General features: G+C 63.5%; 17 protein-coding genes. 9 read left to right on the plus strand and 8 right to left on the minus strand.

Annotated elements, in window-relative coordinates:
* Positions 1 to 12 precede the first annotated feature (12 nt).
* Positions 13 to 792 (minus strand): enoyl-CoA hydratase-related protein, encoded by a 780-nt coding sequence (locus V1294_RS15400; RefSeq protein WP_334498304.1) that lies wholly within the window; start codon positions 790 to 792, stop codon positions 13 to 15.
* Positions 793 to 1,015: 223 nt separating this feature from the next.
* Between V1294_RS15400 and V1294_RS15405 the strand changes: the two genes are divergently transcribed.
* A complete protein-coding gene (locus V1294_RS15405; RefSeq protein ID WP_334498306.1) occupies positions 1,016 to 2,290 on the plus strand; it encodes an acyl-CoA dehydrogenase family protein in 1,275 nt (424 codons plus the stop codon).
* Between the two features lie 201 nt (positions 2,291 to 2,491).
* On the opposite strand, the gene V1294_RS15410 is transcribed toward V1294_RS15405, so the two are convergent.
* Complete coding sequence (locus V1294_RS15410) at positions 2,492 to 4,072, minus strand: fatty acid--CoA ligase (RefSeq protein WP_334498309.1); 1,581 nt, start codon at positions 4,070 to 4,072, stop codon at positions 2,492 to 2,494.
* 156 nt (positions 4,073 to 4,228) lie between these two features.
* Positions 4,229 to 5,101, minus strand: coding sequence for an SDR family oxidoreductase (locus V1294_RS15415; protein ID WP_334498312.1), 873 nt, complete (start codon positions 5,099 to 5,101; stop codon positions 4,229 to 4,231).
* Positions 5,102 to 5,202: 101 nt separating this feature from the next.
* Between V1294_RS15415 and V1294_RS15420 the strand changes: the two genes are divergently transcribed.
* From V1294_RS15420 to ppc, 3 genes are all read left to right on the plus strand, one after another.
* A complete protein-coding gene (locus V1294_RS15420; RefSeq protein WP_334498314.1) occupies positions 5,203 to 6,018 on the plus strand; it encodes a crotonase/enoyl-CoA hydratase family protein in 816 nt (271 codons plus the stop codon).
* A 173-nt stretch (positions 6,019 to 6,191) separates the two neighbouring features.
* Complete coding sequence (locus tag V1294_RS15425) at positions 6,192 to 7,733, plus strand: acyl-CoA synthetase (RefSeq protein WP_334498316.1); 1,542 nt, start codon at positions 6,192 to 6,194, stop codon at positions 7,731 to 7,733.
* A gap of 186 nt (positions 7,734 to 7,919) precedes the next feature.
* Positions 7,920 to 10,712, plus strand: coding sequence for a phosphoenolpyruvate carboxylase (gene ppc / locus V1294_RS15430; protein ID WP_334504653.1), 2,793 nt, complete (start codon positions 7,920 to 7,922; stop codon positions 10,710 to 10,712).
* A 126-nt stretch (positions 10,713 to 10,838) separates the two neighbouring features.
* Here ppc and V1294_RS15435 read toward each other — a convergent pair whose 3' ends face one another.
* From V1294_RS15435 to V1294_RS15450, 4 genes are all read right to left on the minus strand, one after another.
* Positions 10,839 to 11,774, minus strand: coding sequence for an SMP-30/gluconolactonase/LRE family protein (locus tag V1294_RS15435; RefSeq protein ID WP_442895445.1), 936 nt, complete (start codon positions 11,772 to 11,774; stop codon positions 10,839 to 10,841).
* A 362-nt stretch (positions 11,775 to 12,136) separates the two neighbouring features.
* Positions 12,137 to 13,051 carry an SDR family oxidoreductase gene (locus V1294_RS15440; protein WP_334498321.1) on the minus strand — a complete coding sequence of 305 codons (915 nt, stop codon included), beginning with the start codon at positions 13,049 to 13,051 and terminating at the stop codon, positions 12,137 to 12,139.
* A gap of 110 nt (positions 13,052 to 13,161) precedes the next feature.
* The gene (locus tag V1294_RS15445) at positions 13,162 to 14,301 is read right to left on the minus strand and encodes a thiolase C-terminal domain-containing protein (RefSeq protein WP_334498324.1); all 1,140 of its coding nucleotides are present in this window, start codon (positions 14,299 to 14,301) and stop codon (positions 13,162 to 13,164) included.
* A 5-nt stretch (positions 14,302 to 14,306) separates the two neighbouring features.
* Complete coding sequence (locus V1294_RS15450; protein ID WP_108519790.1) at positions 14,307 to 14,720, minus strand: Zn-ribbon domain-containing OB-fold protein; 414 nt, start codon at positions 14,718 to 14,720, stop codon at positions 14,307 to 14,309.
* 200 nt (positions 14,721 to 14,920) lie between these two features.
* Here V1294_RS15450 and V1294_RS15455 point away from each other — a divergent pair, with 200 nt between their 5' ends.
* The 5 genes from V1294_RS15455 (at position 14,921) to V1294_RS15475 (ending at position 19,760) form a co-directional block, all read left to right on the plus strand.
* Complete coding sequence (locus V1294_RS15455; protein ID WP_334498326.1) at positions 14,921 to 16,270, plus strand: amidase; 1,350 nt, start codon at positions 14,921 to 14,923, stop codon at positions 16,268 to 16,270.
* The gene (locus V1294_RS15460) at positions 16,263 to 16,949 is read left to right on the plus strand and encodes a DUF2848 domain-containing protein (RefSeq protein WP_334498329.1); all 687 of its coding nucleotides are present in this window, start codon (positions 16,263 to 16,265) and stop codon (positions 16,947 to 16,949) included. Before V1294_RS15455 ends, V1294_RS15460 begins: the two co-directional genes overlap by 8 nt.
* 79 nt (positions 16,950 to 17,028) lie before the next feature.
* Positions 17,029 to 17,769, plus strand: a complete 741-nt coding sequence (locus tag V1294_RS15465) for a 2OG-Fe(II) oxygenase (protein ID WP_334498331.1) — start codon at positions 17,029 to 17,031, stop codon at positions 17,767 to 17,769.
* Positions 17,770 to 17,781: 12 nt separating this feature from the next.
* Complete coding sequence (gene alkB / locus V1294_RS15470) at positions 17,782 to 18,435, plus strand: DNA oxidative demethylase AlkB (RefSeq protein ID WP_334498334.1); 654 nt, start codon at positions 17,782 to 17,784, stop codon at positions 18,433 to 18,435.
* An 89-nt stretch (positions 18,436 to 18,524) separates the two neighbouring features.
* Complete coding sequence (locus tag V1294_RS15475) at positions 18,525 to 19,760, plus strand: MFS transporter (protein ID WP_334498337.1); 1,236 nt, start codon at positions 18,525 to 18,527, stop codon at positions 19,758 to 19,760.
* On the opposite strand, the gene V1294_RS15480 is transcribed toward V1294_RS15475, so the two are convergent.
* Positions 19,757 to 21,385 (minus strand): thiamine pyrophosphate-dependent enzyme, encoded by a 1,629-nt coding sequence (locus tag V1294_RS15480; protein ID WP_334498339.1) that lies wholly within the window; start codon positions 21,383 to 21,385, stop codon positions 19,757 to 19,759. The two genes, V1294_RS15475 and V1294_RS15480, sit on opposite strands and share 4 nt — an antisense overlap.
* Positions 21,386 to 21,392 lie beyond the last annotated feature (7 nt).

Here is a 21,392-nt window from a genome sequence, read left to right on the forward strand (position 1 = left end):
GCGTCGGGTGCCTCACCGCCCCAGCCATTTCGGCGGACGCTTCTCCGCAAACGCCTTCGGCCCCTCGATGTAATCCTGCGAGGCCGCCATCGCCTTCACGGCCGGGTACTCGCGCTGCTCGGCGATCGCCTGTTCCAGCGATCCGTCAAGCCCGCGCTGGATCGCCTGCTTGGAGGCACGGATCGACATCGGCGAGTTCTTGCAGATCGTCTCCGCCCAGCGCTCGGCCGCCGCCAGCGCTTCGCCGGCCGGAACCACCTCATTCACAAAACCAAGTTCAAGCCCCTCCTTGGCCGAGACGTGGCGGGCGGTGAGGATCATGCCCATGGCACGCTTCAGCCCGATCTGCCGCGGCAGGCGGTGCACGCCGCCGGCGAGCGCGGCGAGGCCGACGCGCGGTTCGGGCAGCGCAAAGGTGGCATTCTCCGAGGCAATGATGAGGTCGCAGGCCAGCGCGATTTCAAAACCGCCGCCCATCGCCACGCCATTGACGGCGGCGATGATCGGCTTGTCGCAGTCGAACCGCGAGGTGAGGCCGGCAAACCCGCCCTTGTCCCAGCCGCGCTTTCCCCCCGCCGCCTGCCATTTCAGGTCGTTGCCGGCGCAAAAGGCCTTGTCGCCGGCGCCGGTGACGATCGCGACCCATTGCGCAGGGTCCGCGGAGAAATCGTCGAACACCTTGTTGAGTTCGAAATGCGCGTCGATATGCAACGCATTGTACACTTCGGGCCGCGACAGCGTGATGATCGTGATCGGGCCCTTGCGCGTTACCTTGGAGAATTTCAGATCCATGTTTGCTCCCGTTTCGATTTTCTGCGGCGAAGAATATTGACCACGATCATAGCGCCAGCGCGGCGTCTGATACCATTCAATTACGCAACGCCGCCGCGCGTGCCAAGCCTCATTCCGTTGCTTGACTTGGACCGGGTCTTCCAACCTAAATCGATCCGAGCAGGAGCGCTGCATAGCGCCTAAACGCAAATCAAAACAAACGACATTTCCGGGAGAGACTGCCTTGGATTTCAACCTGCCTGCAGACCTTGTCGCCTATCTCGATGAGCTCGACCGCTTCATCGCGCGCGAGATCAAGCCGCTGGAGGAGGCCGACGACAACATCCGCTTCTTCGATCATCGCCGCGAATGGGCGCGCACCGATTTCGAGAACGGCGGCCTGCCGCGGCATGAATGGGAAGCGTTGCTGCGTAAGGCCAAGAACCTTGCCGACGCCGCGGGCCATCTGCGCTTCGCGATTCCGAAGCGCTACGGCGGCAAGGACGGTTCCAACCTCTGGATGGCCGTGATCCGTGAGCATTTTGCCTCGAAAGGCCTCGGCCTGCACAATGATTTGCAGAACGAGCATTCGATCGTCGGCAATTTGCCGATCGTCACCATGCTCGACCGCTACGGCACCGACGATCAGAAGGCGATGATCGACGGCTCGATCACAGGCAAGTATCGCATCACGTTTGGTCTCACCGAGCCCGAGCACGGCTCCGACGCGACGCACATGGAAACTAGGGCCGTTCAAGCGACCCGTGACAACGTCAAGGGCTGGATCATCAACGGCCAGAAGATGTGGACCACGGGCATGCATGTGGCGACGCATTGCGCGCTGTTTGCCCGCACGTCCGGCAATGACGGCGACGCGCGGGGCATTACCTGCCTGCTGGTGCCGGCCAAGAGCCCGGGTGTGAAGGTCGAAGAGTACATGTGGACCTTCAACATGCCGACGGATCACCCGCGCGTCAGCTTCACGGACGTGTTCGTGCCCGACGATGCGCTGTTCGGCGAGGTCGGCCGCGGCCTGTCGCTGGCGCAATGTTTTGTGCACGAGAACCGGATCCGGCAGGCGGCAAGTTCACTCGGCGCAGCCGTCTATTGCATCAACGAAAGCGTCAAATATGCGCGCGAACGAAAGCCGTTCGGCAAGGCGCTGGCCGAGAACCAGGCGATCCAGTGGCCGCTGGTCGAACTGGCGACGCAGGCCGAGATGCTGCGATTGCTGATCCGCAAGACCGCCTGGGAGATGGACCAGCTCACGCAGGCGCAGGTCGAGCACACACTCTCCGATCGGGTCTCGATGTGTAACTTCTGGGCCAACCGCCTGTGCTGCGAAGCCGCCGATCGTGCCATGCAGGTGCATGGCGGTATGGGCTATTCGCGCCACAAGCCGTTCGAACACATCTACCGCCACCACCGCCGCTACCGCATCACCGAGGGCAGCGAGGAAATCCAGAAGCGCAAGGTGGCGGGATTCCTGTTCGGCTACATGGGGGCGGGGAAGCATTGAGCCCTGCCGTCATTGCGAGTGAAGCGAAGCAACCCATATCGCGGCATAACGGATCGATGGATTGCTTCGTCGCTTCGCTCCTCGCAATGACGGAAGAGTCGTAGGGTGGGCAAAGGTGCACTTGCGCCGTGCCCACCATCTACCCAGATCACGACAGCGGATGGTGGGCACGCTTGGCTTTGCCCGCCCTACGAAGCGAGCTTAATTCACCTGCCGATCCTTGCCCGCCCAGTACGGCTCGCGCAAACTCCGCCGCAAAATCTTCCCCGACGGGTTGCGCGGCAGCGCTTCCAGAAAGTCGACCGATTTCGGCGTCTTGAATCCCGCGATGCGCTCGCGGGTGTAGTTGATGATGTCGGTGGCGATCGCATGCTTGCCCGGCTTCATCACCACGATCGCCTTCACCGCTTCGCCCCATTTGTCATCGGGGATGCCGATCACGGCGGCTTCGGCGACGTCAGGATGATCGCAGATCGCGCTTTCGACTTCGGCCGGGTAAATGTTCTCACCACCGGAGATGATCATGTCCTTGATGCGGTCGTGGATATAGAGGTAGCCGTCCTCGTCCATGTAGCCGGCATCGCCGGTGCGCAGCCAGCCGTCGCTGCCGAGCGTCCTCGCGGTTGCCTCGGGCAGGTTCCAGTAGCCGGCCATGTTGGAGCCGGAGCGGGTGGCGATTTCGCCGACCTGGCGCGGCGGCAATCGCTTGCCATCAGGGTCGAGGATCGCAAGCTCGATGCCGGGCAGGGCTTTGCCCGCGGAGCGCATCCGCTCCAGCCCCTCGACGTGGTCCTCGGGCGGAAGGGCTACGATGGTGCCTGTCGTCTCGGTCATGCCGTACAATTGCACGAAGCCGCACTTGAACACCTCGATGCACTCCTTCAAAAGCGCAGCAGGAATCGGCGAGGCGCCGTAGAGCATGTATTTCAGGCGGGAGAAATCGACCTGCCGCGCCCGCGGTTGCCGCACCACGAACTGCATCGCGGCCGGCACCATGAACAGTTTTGTAATTCCGGACTGTTCGAAGAAATCCAAAATTCTGGTCGGATCGAACTCGCGCGCGATCACGCCCTTGGCGCCGTGATAGAGGCCCATGACGCCCCAGCCGGAGCCGCCGATATGGAAGATCGGCATCGCCACCAGCGAGACGTCGTCGCTCGTCCATTTGTTCCACTCGGGCTTCTCGGCCTCGCTGCCGGCGTTCACCAGATTAAGAAAGTTGGCATGCGAAAGCATCGCGCCCTTCGGCTTGCCGGTGGTGCCCGAGGTGTAGAGCTGGATCGCGATGTCCTTCGGGCTGATCGCAACCCTCGGGTCATCGCCGCTGGCAGCATCGCGCCAAGCTGTAAAATCCGACCATTCCGGCGTGCCGCCTTCGGTGGTGATCACGTGACGCACATCTGGCAATTGCGCCTTGATGTTGCGGACCTGGGTGATGAACTCGGGGCCTACAAACAGCACCGGCGCCTTGCAGTCGGCGACGATGAAGGCGACCTCCGGCCCGGCGAGCCGCCAGTTCACCGGCGCCATCACCACCTTGGCCTTCATCGCACCCATCAGGAGCTCGAAATAGAAGTCGCTGTTCTTGCCGAGATAGGCGATGCGCTCGCCCGGCTTGACGCCGAGCGCGATCAGCGCATTCGCAACACGGTTGGTGTTGATGTCGAATTCGGCGAAACTTGTCTGGCGTCCCTCGAACTCATAGGCGATCGCGTCGCCGCGCGTTCTGGCGCGGTCGCGCACCATGTCGGCAAGGTTCGTCAATTGCTGCGAAGCGGACATGTCTCTCCCGTAGGTATTATTATTGTTTACCCGGGAGATGATATTGGCTCGGAGCGTTACAGGCAATCGTCCGTCATTGCGAGCGAAGCGAAGCAATCCACGCTTCCTTCGCGGCGGTATGGATTGCTTCGCTTCGCTCGCAATGACGCGGAGAGATCACCCCCTTGCCGCGCGGTCCTTCTCGTTCTGCGCCTTGATCGAGTCGCGCGCCGTGTTCCAGTCGTCGTCGCTCCAGTCGCGCAACTGATAGAAATTACCCCCCATGGCGAGGGCCTGCGCGCCGTCCATGGCGATGGTTTCGCCGTTGATCCAGTCGCAGCCGCCGGAGATCAGGAACACCGCGAGGTTCTGCAACTCCTCCATGGTGCCGACCCGGCCCATCGGGTTCTGCGCCCGGGTGCGCGCGCCAGCCTCGTCGCCGGGCTTGATGCGCTTGCTCATGCCCTCGGTCGGGATTTCGCCGGGCGCAATGGTGTTGAGGCGGATGCCGTGCTTGCCCCATTCGACCGCCAGCGACATCGTCATGGCGTGGATCGCCGACTTGCTCATCGCCGACGGCACCACATAGGGCGAGCCGTTGCGCACCCAGGTCACGGTGATCGACACCACGTTGCCGGGCAGCTTGGCGGCGATCCAGCGCCGTCCGACCGCGTGCGTCACGTAGAAGGTGCCGTGCATCACGATGTTGGCGACGGCATCGAAGCCGCGCGGCGAGAGTTCTTCCGAGCGCGAGATGAAATTGCCGGCCGCGTTATTGATGAGATCGGTGAGGGCACCTTCGGTCCAGATCTGTTCGATCATTTCGTCGACGGCAAGCGCATTGCGGATGTCGACGCCGTGGCTGACCACGCGCCCGCCATGAAGGTCCATCAATTCGGTCGCGGTCTCGTCGCACACGATTTTGCGGCGGCCGCAGATGTGGACCTCGGCTCCCAGTTGGAGAAACCGCGCGGCCATGGACTTGCCGAGGCCGGTGCCGCCTCCGGTCACGAGAATGCGCCGCCCGGCGAGAAGCTGATCGTTGAACATCGTTTCCACCCACGGGAATTGTCTGTTAATTGGTCGATTGACTAAAACCGGCAACAGCCGTTCTGTAAAGCGCCAAGAAGGAAGTGTGGAGGAGAATTATCATGGAGCAACGCGTTTCGATCTCGATTTCGGACGGCATTGCCGATGTCCGGCTGGTGCGGGCCGACAAGATGAACGCGCTCGACGCCGCGATGTTCGAGGCGCTGGTGGCTGCGACCGAACGGCTTGCCCATGAAAAGGCGGTTAGGGTGGTAGTATTGTCCGGGGAGGGGCGGGCGTTCTGCGCCGGTCTCGATATGGGACGTTTTGCGGCCATGAAAGAGAATGGCGGTAATGGGATCGCCGGTGGCGAGAAACGTGACCTCACTGCACGCACACATGGTGTGGCGAACTTTCCGCAAGCTGCGGTCTGGGGCTGGCGGCAGCTTCCCGTGCCTGTCATCGCCGCGATCCAGGGTGTGGCGTTCGGCGGCGGTTTCCAGCTCGCGCTCGGCGCCGACATGCGCTTCCTCACGCCGGACGCGCGGATGTCGATCATGGAAATCAAATGGGGGCTGGTGCCCGACATGGCCGGCACGCCGATCCTTGCGAGTCTCGTCCGTGACGACATCCTGCGCGACCTGACCTATACCGGGCGCATCTTCTCCGCCCAGGAAGCCATGAGCTACGGCCTCGCGACGCGGATCTGCGACGATCCGCTTGCTGCGGCCTTCGAGGTCGCGCGCGAAATCGCCGGCAAGAGTCCCGATGCGATCCGTGCCGCCAAACGGATGCTGAACAAGCTGTCCGTCGACCCGGCTCCGGCGCTAATGGCTGAATCCGTCGAACAGCAGAAGCTGCTCGGCAGCCCCAACCAGACCGAGGCGGTGCGCGCCAATATGGAAAAACGCGCGCCGCGGTTCGCGGACGCGGGGTAGGTAGTTCCGTCATTCCGGGGCGGCGCGAAGCGACGAACTATGATGTGCAATTGCACATCAGAGAATCTCGAGATTCCGCTATGCGCAATTGTGCATCTGAGGTCTGGTGCTTGCGCACCATCCCGGAATGACGGCCTTTCGTTCCAAACCCGGCAACAGATCGGAAAGCGACAATGTCCACCTCTCTCTTCCACGGCATTATCAGCGGCCCCCGCAAGCGCAGCCACGATGAGGTCGCCGAACGTGCCGACCGCATCGCCGGCGGCTTGCAAAAACTCGGCGTCAAACAGGGCGACAGCGTCGCCATGCTGATGCGCAACGACATCGCCTTCATCGAGGCGGCTTATGCCGCGATGCGGCTCGGCGCCTATGGCGTGCCAGTGAATTGGCACTTCAAGCCGGAAGAGATCAATTATGTGCTGAAGGATTCCGGCACTTCGGTGCTGATCGCGCATGCCGACATGCTGCATCAGCTGCGCGAGGCGATACCGCAAGGCGTCACTTCGCTCAGCGTGCCGACGCCGCCGGAAATTATCACCAACTACAAGATTAATCCCGATCACCTCACCACGCCCGACTTTGCGATCGATTTCGAATCCTGGCTGAAACAGCACCCGCGCTATGACGGGCCGGTGGTGCCGCAGCCGCAAAGCATGATCTACACCTCGGGCACCACAGGCCATCCCAAGGGTGTTCGTCGTTTCGCGCCGACGCAGGAACAGAGTGCCAACGCCGAACGCATGCGCAGCCTGATCTACGGCCTCAAGCCGGGCGCCCGTGCACTGCTGCCGGGGCCGCTTTATCATTCCGCGCCGAACTCGTTCGGCCTGCGCGCCGGCCGACTCGGCGGCGCACTGGCGATCATGCCGCGCTTCGATGCGGAAGAATTTTTGCGGGTGGTCGAGACCGAGAAGATCGACACCATCTTCATGGTACCGACCATGTTCATCCGGCTGATGAAGCTGCCGGAAGAGGTCCGCAGAAAATACGACACGTCCTCGCTGCGCCACATCATCCATGCGGCCGCGCCATGTCCCGCCGACGTCAAACGCGCGATGATAGAATGGTGGGGGCCGATCATTTATGAATTCTATGGCTCGACCGAGTCGGGCGCTGTCACCTTTGCCACTTCCGAGGACGCGCTGAAGAAGCCCGGCACCGTCGGCAAGATCGCCCCGGGAGCGGAACTGCGCTTCATCGGTGACGATGGAAGGGAATTGCCGCAGGGCGAGATCGGCGAAATCTATTCGCGCATCGCGGGCAACCCGGATTTCACCTATCACAACAAGCCCGACAAGCGTTCCGAGATCGATCGCGAGGGGTTCATTACCTCGGGCGACGTCGGCTACATCGACGCGGACGGCTATGTCTTCATCTGCGACCGCAAGCGCGACATGGTGATTTCGGGCGGCGTCAACATCTATCCGGCCGAGATCGAGGCCGCGCTGCATGCGATACCGGGCGCGCATGATTGCGCGGTGTTCGGCATTCCCGACACGGAATTCGGCGAGGCGCTGATGGCCGTGGTGGAGCCGCAGCCGGGAGTGACGCTCGACATCGCCTCCGTCCGCGCGCAGCTCAAGATGTCGCTGGCCGACTACAAGGTGCCAAAACACATCGAGATCCAGTCGAACCTGCCGCGGGAAGATTCCGGCAAGATCTTCAAGCGCCGCCTGCGCGATCCCTACTGGGAGCGGGCGGGGCGGAGGATTTAGGTACGTTCAGCGGGTCATGCCCGGCCTTGTGCCGGGCGAAGAACGTGGATGGCCGGGTCAAGCCCGGCCATGACGGAGTAATCGCAATTCTGGCCGCCCCCATCTTTATCTTGCACTGCGGCAAAAAACTTGCACACTCGGAATGCCGGGCAATTTCTGAGGTAGCCAGCCATGTCTTCCCAGATAGTGTCCTCCCAGACCGTGCCTTCCGAGACCGAGGCCCGGTCCAATCGCAGCGATGACGCGCTGGCGCTGGAGGAAGACGCGCGGCTGCGGACCGATATCCGCCTGCTCGGGCGCATTCTCGGCGATACCGTGCGCGACCAGGAGGGCGCGGATGTGTTCGACCTGGTCGAACGCATCCGGCAGACCTCGATCCGGTTCCACCGCGACGAGGACAAGCTGGCGCGGCGGGAACTCGAGACCATGCTCGACGGCATGTCGACCAGCGACACTCTGCGCATCGTTCGCGCCTTCAGCTATTTCTCGCATCTCGCCAACATAGCCGAGGACCAGAACAACATCCGCCAGATGCGCGGTCGTGGTCCCGGCGGGCCGCGGCCGAGCCTACTGACCCAGACGTTGTCACACGCAAAGGCGGCCGGATTCAGCGCCGCCGACCTGCGCCGCTTCTTTGGGGAGGCCCAGGTCAGCCCGGTGCTGACCGCGCATCCCACCGAAGTTCGCCGCAAGAGCACGATCGACCGCGAGATGGAAATCGCTGGATTGCTCGACCAGCGCGAACGCGTCCAGCTCACGGCGGAGGAAGCCGAAGCCAGCGCCGAACAACTGCGCCGCGCCGTGCTGACGCTGTGGCAGACCAATCTGCTGCGCAGGACCAAGCTGACCGTGCTCGATGAAGTCGCCAACGGTCTCTCGTTCTACGACTACACCTTCCTGCACGAGGTTCCGCGGCTGCATTGCGCGCTGGAAGACCGGCTGAACCAGGAGGAAGGTGGCACGCCCGGCGAACTGGCATCGTTCCTGACCATGGGAAGCTGGATCGGCGGCGATCGCGACGGCAACCCGTTCGTGACGGCCGACGTGATGCGCGGCACGCTGCGCCTGCAGTCGAGCCGGGTGATGAACTTCTATCTGGAGGAGTTGCACGTCCTCGGTTCGGAACTGTCGCTGGCGGCGCATCTTGCCGACGTCTCCGACGAATTGCGCGCGCTGGCCGGACGCTCGCCGGATACCTCGCCGCATCGAAGCGGCGAACCGTATCGGCTGGCGGTGTCCGGCATCTATGCCCGGCTGACGGCGACCGCAGTGCGGCTGGAGGTCGAAACCACGCGCCGGCCGGTGGGAGAGGCCGCGCCTTATGCTAGCGTGAAGGAGTTCAAGGCCGATCTCGATGTGCTCGATCGCTCGCTGATCGCGAACAATTCCGGCGTGATCGCGCGCGGCCGGCTGCGGTCGTTGCGCCGGGCCGTGGATTGTTTCGGCTTCCATCTCGCCCGGCTCGACATCCGGCAGAATTCGGCGGTGCATGAACGCACGGTGGCGGAACTGTTCGACGCGGCGATCCCCGGGATGTCCTATTTGGACCTCAACGAAGAAGCCCGCGTCAATCTGCTGCTGAATGAACTGCGCAGCGCAAGGCCGCTCAGTTCGGCGTTCGTCAAGTACAGCGAGGAGACGCTGGGCGAACTCGCGGTGTTCCGCGCGGCTGCCGAAGCGCATGCCAGGTTTGGCACCGACGTGATCCACCAATGCATCATCTCCATGTGCAAGGGGATGTCGGATATGCTGGAGGTGGCGGTGCTGCTGAAGGAGGTCGGTCTCATCAATCCTTCCGGCCGCAGCGCCATCAACATCGTGCCGCTGTTCGAGACCATCGAGGATTTGCAGGCGTCCTCCGGCATCATGGACCGGATGCTGTCGCTGCATGATTACCGCCGGCTGGTGGACAGCCGCGGCGGCGTTCAGGAAGTGATGCTCGGCTATTCCGACAGCAACAAGGATGGCGGCTTCGTCACCTCGGGCTGGGAGCTCTACAAGGCCGAAATCGAACTGGTCGAGGTGTTCGAACGCCACCATGTGCGGTTGCGGCTATTCCATGGCCGCGGCGGTTCGGTCGGCCGCGGCGGTGGTCCGAGCTATGACGCCATCATTGCGCAGCCCGGCGGCGCGGTGAATGGCCAGATCCGCATCACCGAGCAGGGCGAGATCATCTCGAGCAAGTATTCCAACCCGGAAGTCGGCCGCAGCAATCTGGAAATCCTCGCTGCCGCCACGCTGGAGGCGAGCCTGCTGCATCCGCGGCAGAGCGCGCCGCGCAAGGAATATCTGACCGCAATGGAGCAACTTTCCGCACTGGCCTTCAAGGCGTATCGCGGACTGGTCTACGAGACTGAGGGCTTCGCCGATTATTTCTGGGGCTCCACCGTCATCACCGAAATCTCGACGCTCAACATCGGCAGCCGCCCGGCGTCGCGCAAGAAGACCCGCGAGATCGAGGATCTGCGCGCTATCCCATGGGTGTTCAGCTGGGCGCAATGCCGGCTGATGCTGCCGGGCTGGTACGGCTTCGGCTCGGCGGTCGAGACCTGGATCGCGGAGCATCCGGAGCAGGGCATGCCGTTCCTGCAGGAGCTCTACCGCGAATGGCCGTTCTTCCGCACGCTGCTATCTAACATGGACATGGTGCTGGCCAAGAGCTCGATCGCGATCGCCTCGCGCTATGCCGAACTGGTGCCTGATGTGAAATTGCGCGAGAGCATTTTTGGGCGCATCCGACGCGAATGGCATTCCTCAATCGAGACGCTGCTCGACATCATGGGGCACGAGCGCCTCTTGCAGGGAAACCCGCTGCTGGAACGATCGATCCGCAACCGCTTTCCCTATCTCGATCCACTCAACCACGTGCAGGTGGAATTGCTGAAGGAGCATCGCGCGCAGAACCCGGACGAGCAGGTGCTGCGCGGGATTCAGCTGACGATCAACGGCATTTCGGCGGGGTTGCGGAATAGCGGGTGACGCTGAGCCGCGGCCTCACCGCCGTCATTGCGAGCGCAGCGAAGCAATCCATCTCTCCGCATGCGCGGATGCATGGATTGCTTCGTCGCTCCGCTCCTCGCAATGACGGCGAGGCTTTTCAGCCCGTCACGGCTTCATCGCGCCCTGCGCACTGGTGTAGACCGCATACAGCGATGACGAGCCGCAGATATAAAGTCTATTTCGCTGCTGGCCGCCGAAGCACAAATTGGCGACGGTCTCCGGTATGTGGATCTTGCCGAGCAGATCGCCGTCCGCCGTGTAGCAGCGCACGCCGTCCTCATTCGGATCGCCCCAACCGACCGAGCACCAAAGACGCCCGGCGGTGTCGCAGCGCAGCCCGTCGGTAATGCTGGGCTTCGGCATGTCCGCAAAGACCTTGCTGTTCGAAAGCTTTCCGGCCGCGAGATCCACGTCAAACACGCGGATATGCGACGGATTGTCTGGCCCGTCGGTGAAGCCGGTATCGCAGATATAGAGCTTCTTCTCGTCAGGCGAGAAGCAAAGGCCGTTCGGCTCCACGAAGTCATCGACCACCATCTTGATATCGCCGGATTTCGGATCGACCCGGTAGACGTTTTTCTTGTCCTGCTCGGGCTCGGCCTTGATGCCCTCGTAATAGCCGCCGATACCGTAGGCCGGGTCGCAGAACCAGATCGAACCGTCGGCCGCGACGACCGCATCGTTCGGCGAGTTCAGCTTCTTGCCATTGTACTTGTCGGCGATGATCGTGATCGAGCCATCGAGTTCGGTCCGGGTCACCCGTCGGCCGCTATGTTCGCAGGTGATCAGGCGCCCTTCGCGGTCGATGGTGTTGCCGTTCGAGTTCATCGACGGCTGACGGTAGACGCTGAGGTGACCGTCATCTTCCGAGAAGCGCATGATGCGGTTGTTGGGAATGTCGCTAAACAGAACATATCGCCCAGCCGGAAAGTAGACCGGACCTTCGGCCCAGCGGAATCCGGTTGCGACGCGCTCGACTGCCATGGTGCCGGCGAAGGCCGGAAAGCCTGTCGGCCCGAACGAAACCTTCGGCTTCTTCATCGACTCCAGGCGAGCGTCCGGATAGCGGGCGCCGGGAAGCGGACCGAGTGGCAGGGGCGGCGATGCCGTTGTTGGCGCGCCGGTCTGGCCGAGCGGCGCGACGGAAGCCGCAGAGGCCGTCTTCATCGTTACAGCCGAGGCGGCGAGTGCTGCCGCACCGGTCAATATCTTGCGACGGTCAAAACCGCCGCCGTGCTGTTGGGAATCGGGAAAGGTCAGTGAGCTTGTCATGATTTCCTCCCATGTTTTTTATTGGAAGGAAATCATCAGCCCGCATTCCGGCATAAAGCGGGCGGGTACACTTGAGCAATCGAAGATAGTCGTCCCGGCAACCAGCCGGGACGATCATTTTCATAGAGCCGTCAGATCGGATCCCAGGGGAAGATGTCCGCGGAACGATCGAGCTTGTAGAACGATCCCTTGAGCGCCGGCATGCCGTGCTCGGCAATGGTCTGCGGCGTCCAGCCTTCGCTCCGCTGCACCGAGCGCAGGGGCCGATTCTGGCTGAACAGGAATATCTCGTTCATGCGCACCCCGAAAATCTGCCCGGTCACGTCCTTGGCGGCGTCGCTGAGCAGATAGGCGCAGACCGGCGCGATCTTCTCCGGCCCCATCTGCTGGATTTTCGCCACGCGCGCCTTCTCGGCCTCGGTCTCGGTCGGAATGGCACCGATCATGCGGGTCCAGGCGAAGGGCGAGACGCAGTTCGAGCGCACGTTGAAGCGACCCATGTCGAGCGCGATCGACTTCGACAGGCCGACGATGCCGAGCTTGGCGGCGGCGTAATTGGCCTGGCCGAAATTGCCGATCAGGCCCGAGGTCGAGGTGAAGTGCACGAAGGAGCCGCTCTCCTGTTCGCGGTATATCCGCGCCGCGGCGTGAGAGACGTAGAACGAGCCCATCAGGTGCACCTTGATGACGGCCTCGAACGCTTCCACGCTCATTTTGTGGAAGATCATGTCGCGCAAAATGCCGGCGTTGTTGACCACGCCGTCGAGCCGGCCGAAATGATCGGTCGCCGTCTTCACGATCTTGCTGGCGGGGATCGCCTCCGCCACCGACTCGAAATTGGCGACCGCAGTCCCGCCGCGCTTCTTGATCTCCTCGACCACTTCCTCGGCGGGTGCCGCGCTCGATCCGGCGCCGTCAGCGGCGACGCCGGGATCGTTGACCACGACCTTGGCGCCTTCGGCCGCGCAGAGCAGCGCAATCTCGCGCCCGATGCCACGGCCTGCGCCGGTGACGATGATGACTTTGTCTTGCAGTGATTTTGCCATTGGGGATTCTCCTGTGGTTTCTCCGTCATTCCGGGGCGCGCGCAGCGCGAACCCGGAATCTCGAGATTCCGGGCCTGGTCCTTCGGACCATCCCGGAATGACGAAGAGGGTTACTTCTCGTTCGTAAAGACGATCGTGCCTGATGCCGCGAACATGCCGCCGACGCCGTGACAGACCGAGATTTTCGCGTCCTTGACCTGCGCCGGTGCGATGCCGCGCATCTGGCGCACACTCTCCTGCAACGCGTACATGCCGTACATGCCGGAATGCATATAGCTCAATCCGCCGCCATTGGTGTTGAGCGGCAGCTTGCCGCCGGGGCGGGTGTTGCCGTCGGCAATGAACTTGCCGGTCTCCTCATGCGGCATGAAGCCGAGATCGCCGAGGCCGAAAAGTGGCAGATGCGCAAAGGCGTCGTAGATCATCAGATGATCGACGTCCTTGTGGGTGATGCCGGCTTCCCGGAACGCGGTCGGGCCTGCCACCTTGAAGGCGCGCGAGGAGTTGAACGTCTCCATCTGGCTGACCATCGGCGTTTCGACGCTCTCGCCGGTGCCGAGGATGTAGACCGGCTTGTTCGGAAAGTCCTTGGCGCGATCGGCCGAGGTAAGGATCAGCGCGCCGCCGCCGTCGGTGACGAGGCAGCATTGCAGGATGCGAAATGGGTAGGCGATCATCTTCGAGTTCAGCACGTCCTCGACCGTGATCGGCGCCTTCATGGTCGCGCGCGGATTCTTTGCGGCCCATTCCCGCTGCGCCACGGCGACCATGGCGATCTGCTCATGGGTAATACCGTAGGTCTTCATGTAGCGCAGCACGGGAATCGGGAACATGCTGGGCGGGCCATAGACGCCGAATGGCGACTCGAACTGGCCGTTCAAACTGTCGGGCGGCGTCGAGCGCGGCAGCTTGCCGATCATCGACTTGCCGCTCTCGGCGTGGGTGATCAGCACGGTCTTGCAGAGACCGGCCTCGATCGCGGCCGCGGCATGGCGGACATGCAGCATGAACGAGCAGCCGCCGACGGAAGTGCCGTCGACCCAGGTCGGCGTGATGCCGAGGTAATGGGCGATCTGCTGCGGGGTTTCCACCGCGGTGGCGATGCCGTCGATATCTGACAGTTTCAGTCCGGCATCGGCGATGGCGTTGAGCGCCGCATCGGCGTGGAGCTGGATCTGCGACATGTTGGGGATGACGCCGAGCTCGGTGGTCTCGGCTGCGCCGACGACGGCGACTGCATTTTTGCGCATGGTGCTTAGCCCTTCGCCGGACGGAACAAAGGAAGGGTGATCTTGTCGTCGAGCTTCTCGAACGCGACTTCGAGCTTCATGTCTAGCTCGAGCGCCTCCGGCGTCTGCGGGCAATCGATGATGTTGCTCATCATGCGCGGGCCTTCGTCGAGCTCGACGACGGCGATCGCGTAAGGCGGGGTGAAGCCGGGCGCTGCCGGACGGTGGTTGATGACGTAGCTGTAGAGCGTGCCCTTGCCGCTCGCCTTGAATACGCTGACCTTGCGCGAGGCGCAGGAGGGGCAGAACGGACGCGGCGGGAAATAGACATTGGCGCAGGCGTCGCAGCGCTGCAGGCGCAATTCGCCGGCCTGCGTTCCATCCCAGAAATGTTGCGTTTCAGGGGTGGGTTTTGGTTTTGCGCGCGCAGGCTCCGCCATATCGGCTAATCTCCTTGGAATACGGGCGTCGACCCGCTTGTTGCGGTCTTGATGCGACATTGACCGATCTCCGTCAACGGCCCCAGCAGCGGTGCTGTCGCATGGCCGCATTCCCAGCGCGTGAGAGCGCTTGTATGCCAGCCCGTCATCGGAGATAGTCCGCGCCACGGTAAATCGTACAGGAAGTAATCAAGAACACCATGCCGAACCATCCGACACTCGCCAGCCTGGCCGCCGATCTCGACACTGGGCGTATCACCGCGCGCAAACTGGTCGAGGAATGTCTTGCAAGGATTGCGGATCCCGCCGGCGAGGGCGCACGAGCCTTTATCCATGTCGACAAAGATGCGGCCATTGGCGCCGCCGACGCGATGGATCATCTGCGTAAAGCGCGCGCCGCGCCGTCGCCCTATGCCGGCATTCCCGTGTCGATCAAGGATCTCTACGACATCAAGGGGCAAGTGACCCGTGCAGGATCCCGGGCGCTGGAGGATTCTGCGCCGGCGGAAGCCGATGCACCTGTGGTGGCGCGGCTGCGCCGGGCTGGCTTCATCGTGATCGGCCGCACCAACATGACCGAATTCGCCTATTCCGGCATCGGCATCAATCCGCATTACGGCACGCCGAAGAGCGTGTGGAATCGCAGCGTCGGCCACGTGCCCGGCGGCTCGTCCTCAGGCGCCGCGGTCTCGATCGCCGATCGCATGGCCCACGGCGCGCTCGGCACCGATACCGGCGGCTCGTGCCGGATACCGGCGGCTTATAACGGCATCGTTGGCTACAAGCCGACGCAGGCCCGCGTGCCGCTTGACGGTGGCGTGCCGCTGTCGTTCTCGCTCGATAGTTTCGGCCCGCTCGCGCGCAGTGTCGATTGCTGCGCGGTGCTTGATGCCGTGCTCGCCGATGAAGCCGTGCAACCATTGCAGCCGCGCCCGATCAAGGGCATGCGGCTTGCGGTGCCGACCACGATCGCGCTGGACGATCTCGACGACGAGGTCGCGAAGACATTCGAGCGTGCGCTGACGACGTTGTCGCGGCAGGGCGCGTCGATCGAGCGGATCGAGGTGCCGGAATTTCACGATGTCGGTGTCATGAACAGCAAGGGAGGGTTTGCCGCCGCTGAGAGCTACGCCTGGCACCGCTATCTGCTCACCAGCAAAGGCGAGGTCTACGACCCTCGCGTCCGCGTCCGCATCCTGCGCGGCGAAGGCATCAGCGCGGCGGACTATATCGACATCCTCAAGGCGCGCCGTTCGTTCATTGCGCGAACGGAACAGCGCATCGCGCCCTATGACGCGCTGGTGCTGCCGACGACAGCGAATACGCCGCCCAGGATCGCCGACCTCGCCGACGACCAGGCCTTCGCCACGCAGAATTTGCGCTCGTTGCGCAATTGCACGCTGATCAACATGCTCGACGGCTGCGCGATCTCGCTGCCGGCGCATCGCGAAGGCGAGGTTCCGGTCGGGCTGATGCTCGCCGCCGCAGGCGGATCGGATCGCCGCATCTTCGAATTGGCCGCCGGAATGGAGAATATCATCCGTGTTTGACCTGACCTTCAACGTCGACGACAAGGGTATGTTGACGCCGCTGACGCTTGCGATCGATCAGGCCGTCATCGCCGGCTGGACCGGCCGCGATCCGGTGGCGCGCGACAAGCACATCGCCGAACTCGAAGCGATCGGCATCGCGCGGCCCGCCACGACGCCGATCTACTACCGCTGCTCGGCGCGGCGGATCACGCAGGCCGACCGCATCGAAGTCTCAGGTGGCGATTCCAGCGGCGAGGTCGAGTTCGTGCTGATCGGCTGGCAGGGCCGCATCTTCGTCGGCTGCGGCTCCGACCATACCGACCGCAAGGTGGAAGCCTACAGCGTCACGGTCTCAAAACAGATGTGCGATAAGCCGGTGGCGTCCGTGCTGTGGGAACTGGAGGATGTCATCGCGCACTGGGACCGGCTGATCCTCCGCTCCTGGGCCATCATCGACGGCGCGCGGGTGCTGTACCAGGAAGGTACACTCGATGCGATGCTGCCAGTAAAAGATCTCATCGACCGTGGCTTCGGGGCTAAGGGCCTGCCCGACGGCTGCGCCATGTTCGGCGGCACGTTTGCTGCCAAGGGCGGCATCCGTCCGGCCGATCGCTTCGAGTTCGAACTGGAGGATCCCGTGCTGAAGCGGAAGATCAGTCACGGCTATGATGTGATCGAGATGCCGGTGTTGGGCTGACGCTGCGCTCCAGCGACGGGGATGGAACTCGTCGGAAATCGGGTGGTTTCGCCGTGGCCTGAGTGCGAGATTTACCGCCATGAGAGCAACCGCAAGAAATATCGACCATCCGCCAACCATCGCCGCTCGCGTCGATGCCATCGACTGGGTGCAGGCGACCGCCGATCTCGACGCACAGGGCTGCGCGGTACTGAAGGGATTGCTGACGCCGGAAGAATGCGGCGCCCTGGCCGCACTCTATCCGGATGACGCAAACTTCCGCAGCAAGATCGTGATGGGACGCCATGGCTTCGGCCGTGGCGAATACAAGTATTTCGCCTATCCGCTGCCCGACCTGATTGCGGAATTGCGGCCCACGCTCTATGCGCGGCTCCACCCCGTCGCCAATCGCTGGAATGAGACGATGGGGATCGACATCCGCTATCCTGATCGCCACGAGGCGTTCCTGAAACGCTGCCACGACGCCGGGCAGACCCGGCCGACGCCGCTGCTGCTGCAATATGGTGTCGACGATTACAATTGCCTGCACCAGGACCTCTACGGCGAGCACGTGTTTCCGCTGCAGGTCGCGATCCTGCTGTCGGAACCGGGACGCGATTTCGAAGGCGGCGAGTTCGTGCTGACCGAGCAGCGGCCGCGGATGCAGTCGCGGCCCGAGGTGGTTCCGCTCAGGCAGGGCGACGCGGTTGCCTTTGCTGTGCATCACCGGCCAGTGCAGGGGACGCGCGGGTTCTACCGCGTTAATCTGCGCCATGGCGTCAGCCGGATCCGCTCCGGCCACCGCCACACCGTCGGCGTGATCTTTCACGATGCCAAATGAGTGCGGACTGAGTTGACTGCAGATTTGTTCGAGGCTGTTGCGGATGCGCGTCCGTCACGCGAAGTGATGGCGGAGGGCGCCGTGCTGCTGCGCGGTTTTGCGCGACCGTTCGAAGCCGAGCTGCTTCCGGCGCTGCGCGCGATCGTCAAACAGGCGCCGTTCCGGCATCTGATCGCGCCGGGCGGCCATCGCATGTCGGTCGCGATGACCAATTGCGGCAGCGTCGGCTGGGTGTCGGACAGCACCGGTTATCGCTATGACGCCATCGACCCCGAGTCCAGCCAGCCATGGCCGGCGATGCCGACTGTGCTGCGCAGACTAGCGGCCGACGCTGCGTCGGACGCCGGGTTCAACGGCTTCGAGCCGGAGGCCTGCCTCATCAATCGCTATGTGCCCGGCGCGAAGCTGTCGCTGCATCAGGACAAGGACGAACTGGACTTCGCCGCGCCGATCGTCTCGGTATCGCTGGGCCTGCCGGCGATCTTCCTGTTTGGCGGGCTGAAGCGCGCCGACAAGCCGCGGCGCTACCGGCTGGAGCATGGCGACGTCGTGGTCTGGGGCGGCCCGTCGCGGCTATTCTTTCACGGCGTGGCGCCGCTCGCTGACGGTGAGCACGCGCTGATGGGCCGCCAGCGCATCAACCTGACCTTTCGCAAGGCGCGGTGATCTGCCACCTTCTCCTACAAGGCGAGAAGGGAAGAGGGCGTTCCATCCGTGGTTCCTGTGGTCTATGCTTGATAGGCCGGGGGGCCGACATGACCACATCCGAGGCAACGTTCGAGACCAATACCAGCGCCAACCGCACCGGCGTCTATCTTGCCGTGCTGCAGTTGGTGTTCACGCTGGGCTGGACCACTTACGTCATCTATCTGCCAAAGCTGTGCGCCGAGGTCGGCATCGCGCCGTCATATGTGATTCTGATCCTGATGCTGGATCAGGCGATCTTCACCATCACCGACACGGCTATGGGGATTGCCGCCGACAGGATCGCGCCGTTCGTCGGCAAGCTCGGCGTGTTCGTCGGCGTCCTGACCGCGATCTCCTGTGCGGCCTTTGTCGCGCTGCCGTTCGTGGCGGGCACCGGGCCGGGGGCGCAGGTCTGGTTCATCGGACTGATCCTGATCTGGGTCGTGACGTCATCGGCCCTGCGCGCACCGCCGCTGACGCTACTAGGCAAATACGCCGCACGGCCGGCGATCCCGTTTCTGTCGGCGCTGGCAATGCTCGGCTACGGACTGGCGGGCGCGGTGTCGCCCTATCTCGGTGTGGTCCTGCGCAATCACGATCCGCGGCTCCCCTTCGTGATCTCGGGCGTGGTGCTGCTGATCACGACGCTTGCCTTGTCGAAGGTCGAACGCGATCTGGCGCAGGCACCACCGGTCGCGAAACAACCGGCTGCGCCCGCAAAATCGCTCGGCCAGGTGCCGATGTTCTTCATCGCCTCGATGGTCATCCTGTCGCTCGGCTACCAACTGCATTTCTCCATCAACAGCACGCCGTTCTTCCTGCGCTTCGCCAAGCCGGATGAGCTGCCATGGCTGATGCCGGTGTTCTGGATCGGCTTCAACATCGCGATGTTTCCGGCGAGCGTCGTGGTCAAGCACCGCGGCGGGCTGATCGTGATGGGCGCCGCCGGTCTCCTGGGCGCGCTGGCGGTGCTGGGCGCGGAAATGGCCGGCAATCTCAATGTGCTGATCGCCGCGCAGTTCACCGCTGGTGCTGCGTGGGGCTGCATGCTGATGGCCGCGGTCTCGGCCGCGCTGGCGATCGGGGAGACCGGCGCCGAGGGCAAGGTCGTCGGACTGGTGTTTTCCGCGCTGGCGCTCGCGACCTTTGCACGCATGGCGGCGGTTGCCGGCGGCTTACAAAAACTGCCGGAATATGCACCGCTGCTGCAATGGGCGCCGGTGGCGTGCTGGTCGGTGGCCGGCGCGGGCCTGCTGGTGATTGCGGCCTCGCGGATGCAGCGAAGCATGGCGAGGCAGGTTTAGATATTCTTCGCTGGATGAATGAACGCCCACGGGCTCACTTCCGAATCCGTCGGCACCTCCACCGAGATGACGTAAGGCCCGCCATCGGCCAGCGCCTTTTCCAGTGCGGGGCGGAAATGATCCGGCGAGGTGACGCGCGCCGCGCCAACGCCGAAGGATTCCGCAAGCTTGACGAAATCCGGATTGACCAGGTCTGACGCCACCACGCGTCCGTCAAAGTGCTGGCGCTGGTCGCGGCGCACATTGCCATAGGCGTTGTTGTTGAAGACCAGCGTCACCACGCCGATCTTGAACTGCGCGGCGGTCGATAATTCCTGCACGCCGAACATGAAGCCGCCGTCGCCCGTGATCGCGACCACCGGCCGGTCCGGGTTGGCGACCTTGGCGCCGAGCGCAGTGGGGAAGCCCGAGCCGAGCGTGCCCTGATAGCCCGAGGTAATGAAGGTGCGCGGCTCGTAGATCGGAAAGCCGTACCAGGAGGCGAAGCCGACCTGTGACAGCTCGTCGGTGACGATCGCATTTGCCGGCAGCACCTCGCGCAGGATGTTCAGATACGCCATCTGCGGCTGAACTTTTTGAATTTCCTGCCGCGCCGCCGCCGTGGCCTCGCGGATCTCCGCGCGCCGGACGCTGCTCTTGCTGTAGCCGGCCTTTTTCACCGCCGCCGCCAGATCGGCGGTGCCGGCCTTGGCATCCGCGATCACGGCCGCGTCGGGCACGTAGCGCCGCATCTCCACGGGATCGATATCGATGCGAACCGATTTCAGGCCGTCGGGGCGATAGGGCCAGCGCGACATCGTCGGCAATTCCAGCCGGGTGCCGATCCCGATCATCAGATCGGTGGTCGGCCACAGCCTGTAGGCCGCCGCCATGGTCAGCCCGAGCTCGTGCGCATTGGAGACGATGCCGCGGCCGCTGCGGAACGCCACCACGGGCGCGTCGATCATTTCAGCCAGTTCGAGAATTTCCTCGCGCGCATGGATCGCGCCGCTGCCGACAAAGATCATCGGCCGCTTGCTGTCCTTGATCAATGCCGCCGCGGCCTTGATGCGATCAGGGTCGGGCTGCGGTGCGGGCAGGGTATCGAACACTTTGGCGGGTCCGACTTCGGCGCGCTGCGTAAACACGTCCCACGGCATTTCCAGCGAAACCGGACCACGGCGCCCCGACATCATCTCCTGAAACGCACGCGAAACCATCGCGGGCGCGACATCGGGATATTCGATGCGGTCGGCCCATTTTACAAACGTGCGCAGCGTTGCGAGCTGATCCGGCATCTCGTGCAGATGGCCGCGGCCCTTGCCGAGAAATGCCGTCGGCACCTGGCCGGTGAGGCACAGCACCGGCTCGTTCGAGCCGAACGCGGTGAGCAGCGCCGCACCGGCATTGAGCACGCCGGGGCCGGGCACCACGCTGAACACGCCGGGCCGGCCGCTCGAGCGCGCATAGCCAAAGGCCATGTAGCCGCAGGCCTGCTCATGCCGCGCGCCGATCACCTTCAATTGCGCCTGATGGAAGGCGTCGAACAGCCCGTAGATCTGCGCGCCGGGCAGGCCGAATACGGTATCGACGCCATGCGCGACGAGGCCATTGACGATCGCTTCGCCGCCGGAGGTTGAGGTCATTGCACTA

It is taken from the genome of Bradyrhizobium sp. AZCC 1678, from assembly GCF_036924765.1.
Classification (GTDB): Bacteria; Pseudomonadota; Alphaproteobacteria; order Rhizobiales; family Xanthobacteraceae; genus Bradyrhizobium; species Bradyrhizobium algeriense.

Coding starts and splice junctions, on each gene's coding strand:
- V1294_RS15400 (WP_334498304.1), bottom strand. CDS start 792: ATGGATCTGAAATTCTCCAAGGTAACGCGCAAGGGCCCGATCACGATC.
- V1294_RS15410 (WP_334498309.1), bottom strand. CDS start 4,072: ATGTCCGCTTCGCAGCAATTGACGAACCTTGCCGACATGGTGCGCGAC.
- V1294_RS15415 (WP_334498312.1), bottom strand. CDS start 5,101: ATGTTCAACGATCAGCTTCTCGCCGGGCGGCGCATTCTCGTGACCGGA.
- V1294_RS15420 (WP_334498314.1), top strand. CDS start 5,203: ATGGAGCAACGCGTTTCGATCTCGATTTCGGACGGCATTGCCGATGTC.
- V1294_RS15425 (WP_334498316.1), top strand. CDS start 6,192: ATGTCCACCTCTCTCTTCCACGGCATTATCAGCGGCCCCCGCAAGCGC.
- V1294_RS15435 (WP_442895445.1), bottom strand. CDS start 11,774: ATGAAGAAGCCGAAGGTTTCGTTCGGGCCGACAGGCTTTCCGGCCTTC.
- V1294_RS15440 (WP_334498321.1), bottom strand. CDS start 13,051: ATGGCAAAATCACTGCAAGACAAAGTCATCATCGTCACCGGCGCAGGC.
- V1294_RS15445 (WP_334498324.1), bottom strand. CDS start 14,301: ATGCGCAAAAATGCAGTCGCCGTCGTCGGCGCAGCCGAGACCACCGAG.
- V1294_RS15450 (WP_108519790.1), bottom strand. CDS start 14,720: ATGGCGGAGCCTGCGCGCGCAAAACCAAAACCCACCCCTGAAACGCAA.
- V1294_RS15455 (WP_334498326.1), top strand. CDS start 14,921: ATGCCGAACCATCCGACACTCGCCAGCCTGGCCGCCGATCTCGACACT.
- V1294_RS15465 (WP_334498331.1), top strand. CDS start 17,029: ATGAGAGCAACCGCAAGAAATATCGACCATCCGCCAACCATCGCCGCT.
- V1294_RS15475 (WP_334498337.1), top strand. CDS start 18,525: ATGACCACATCCGAGGCAACGTTCGAGACCAATACCAGCGCCAACCGC.
- V1294_RS15480 (WP_334498339.1), bottom strand. CDS start 21,385: ATGACCTCAACCTCCGGCGGCGAAGCGATCGTCAATGGCCTCGTCGCG.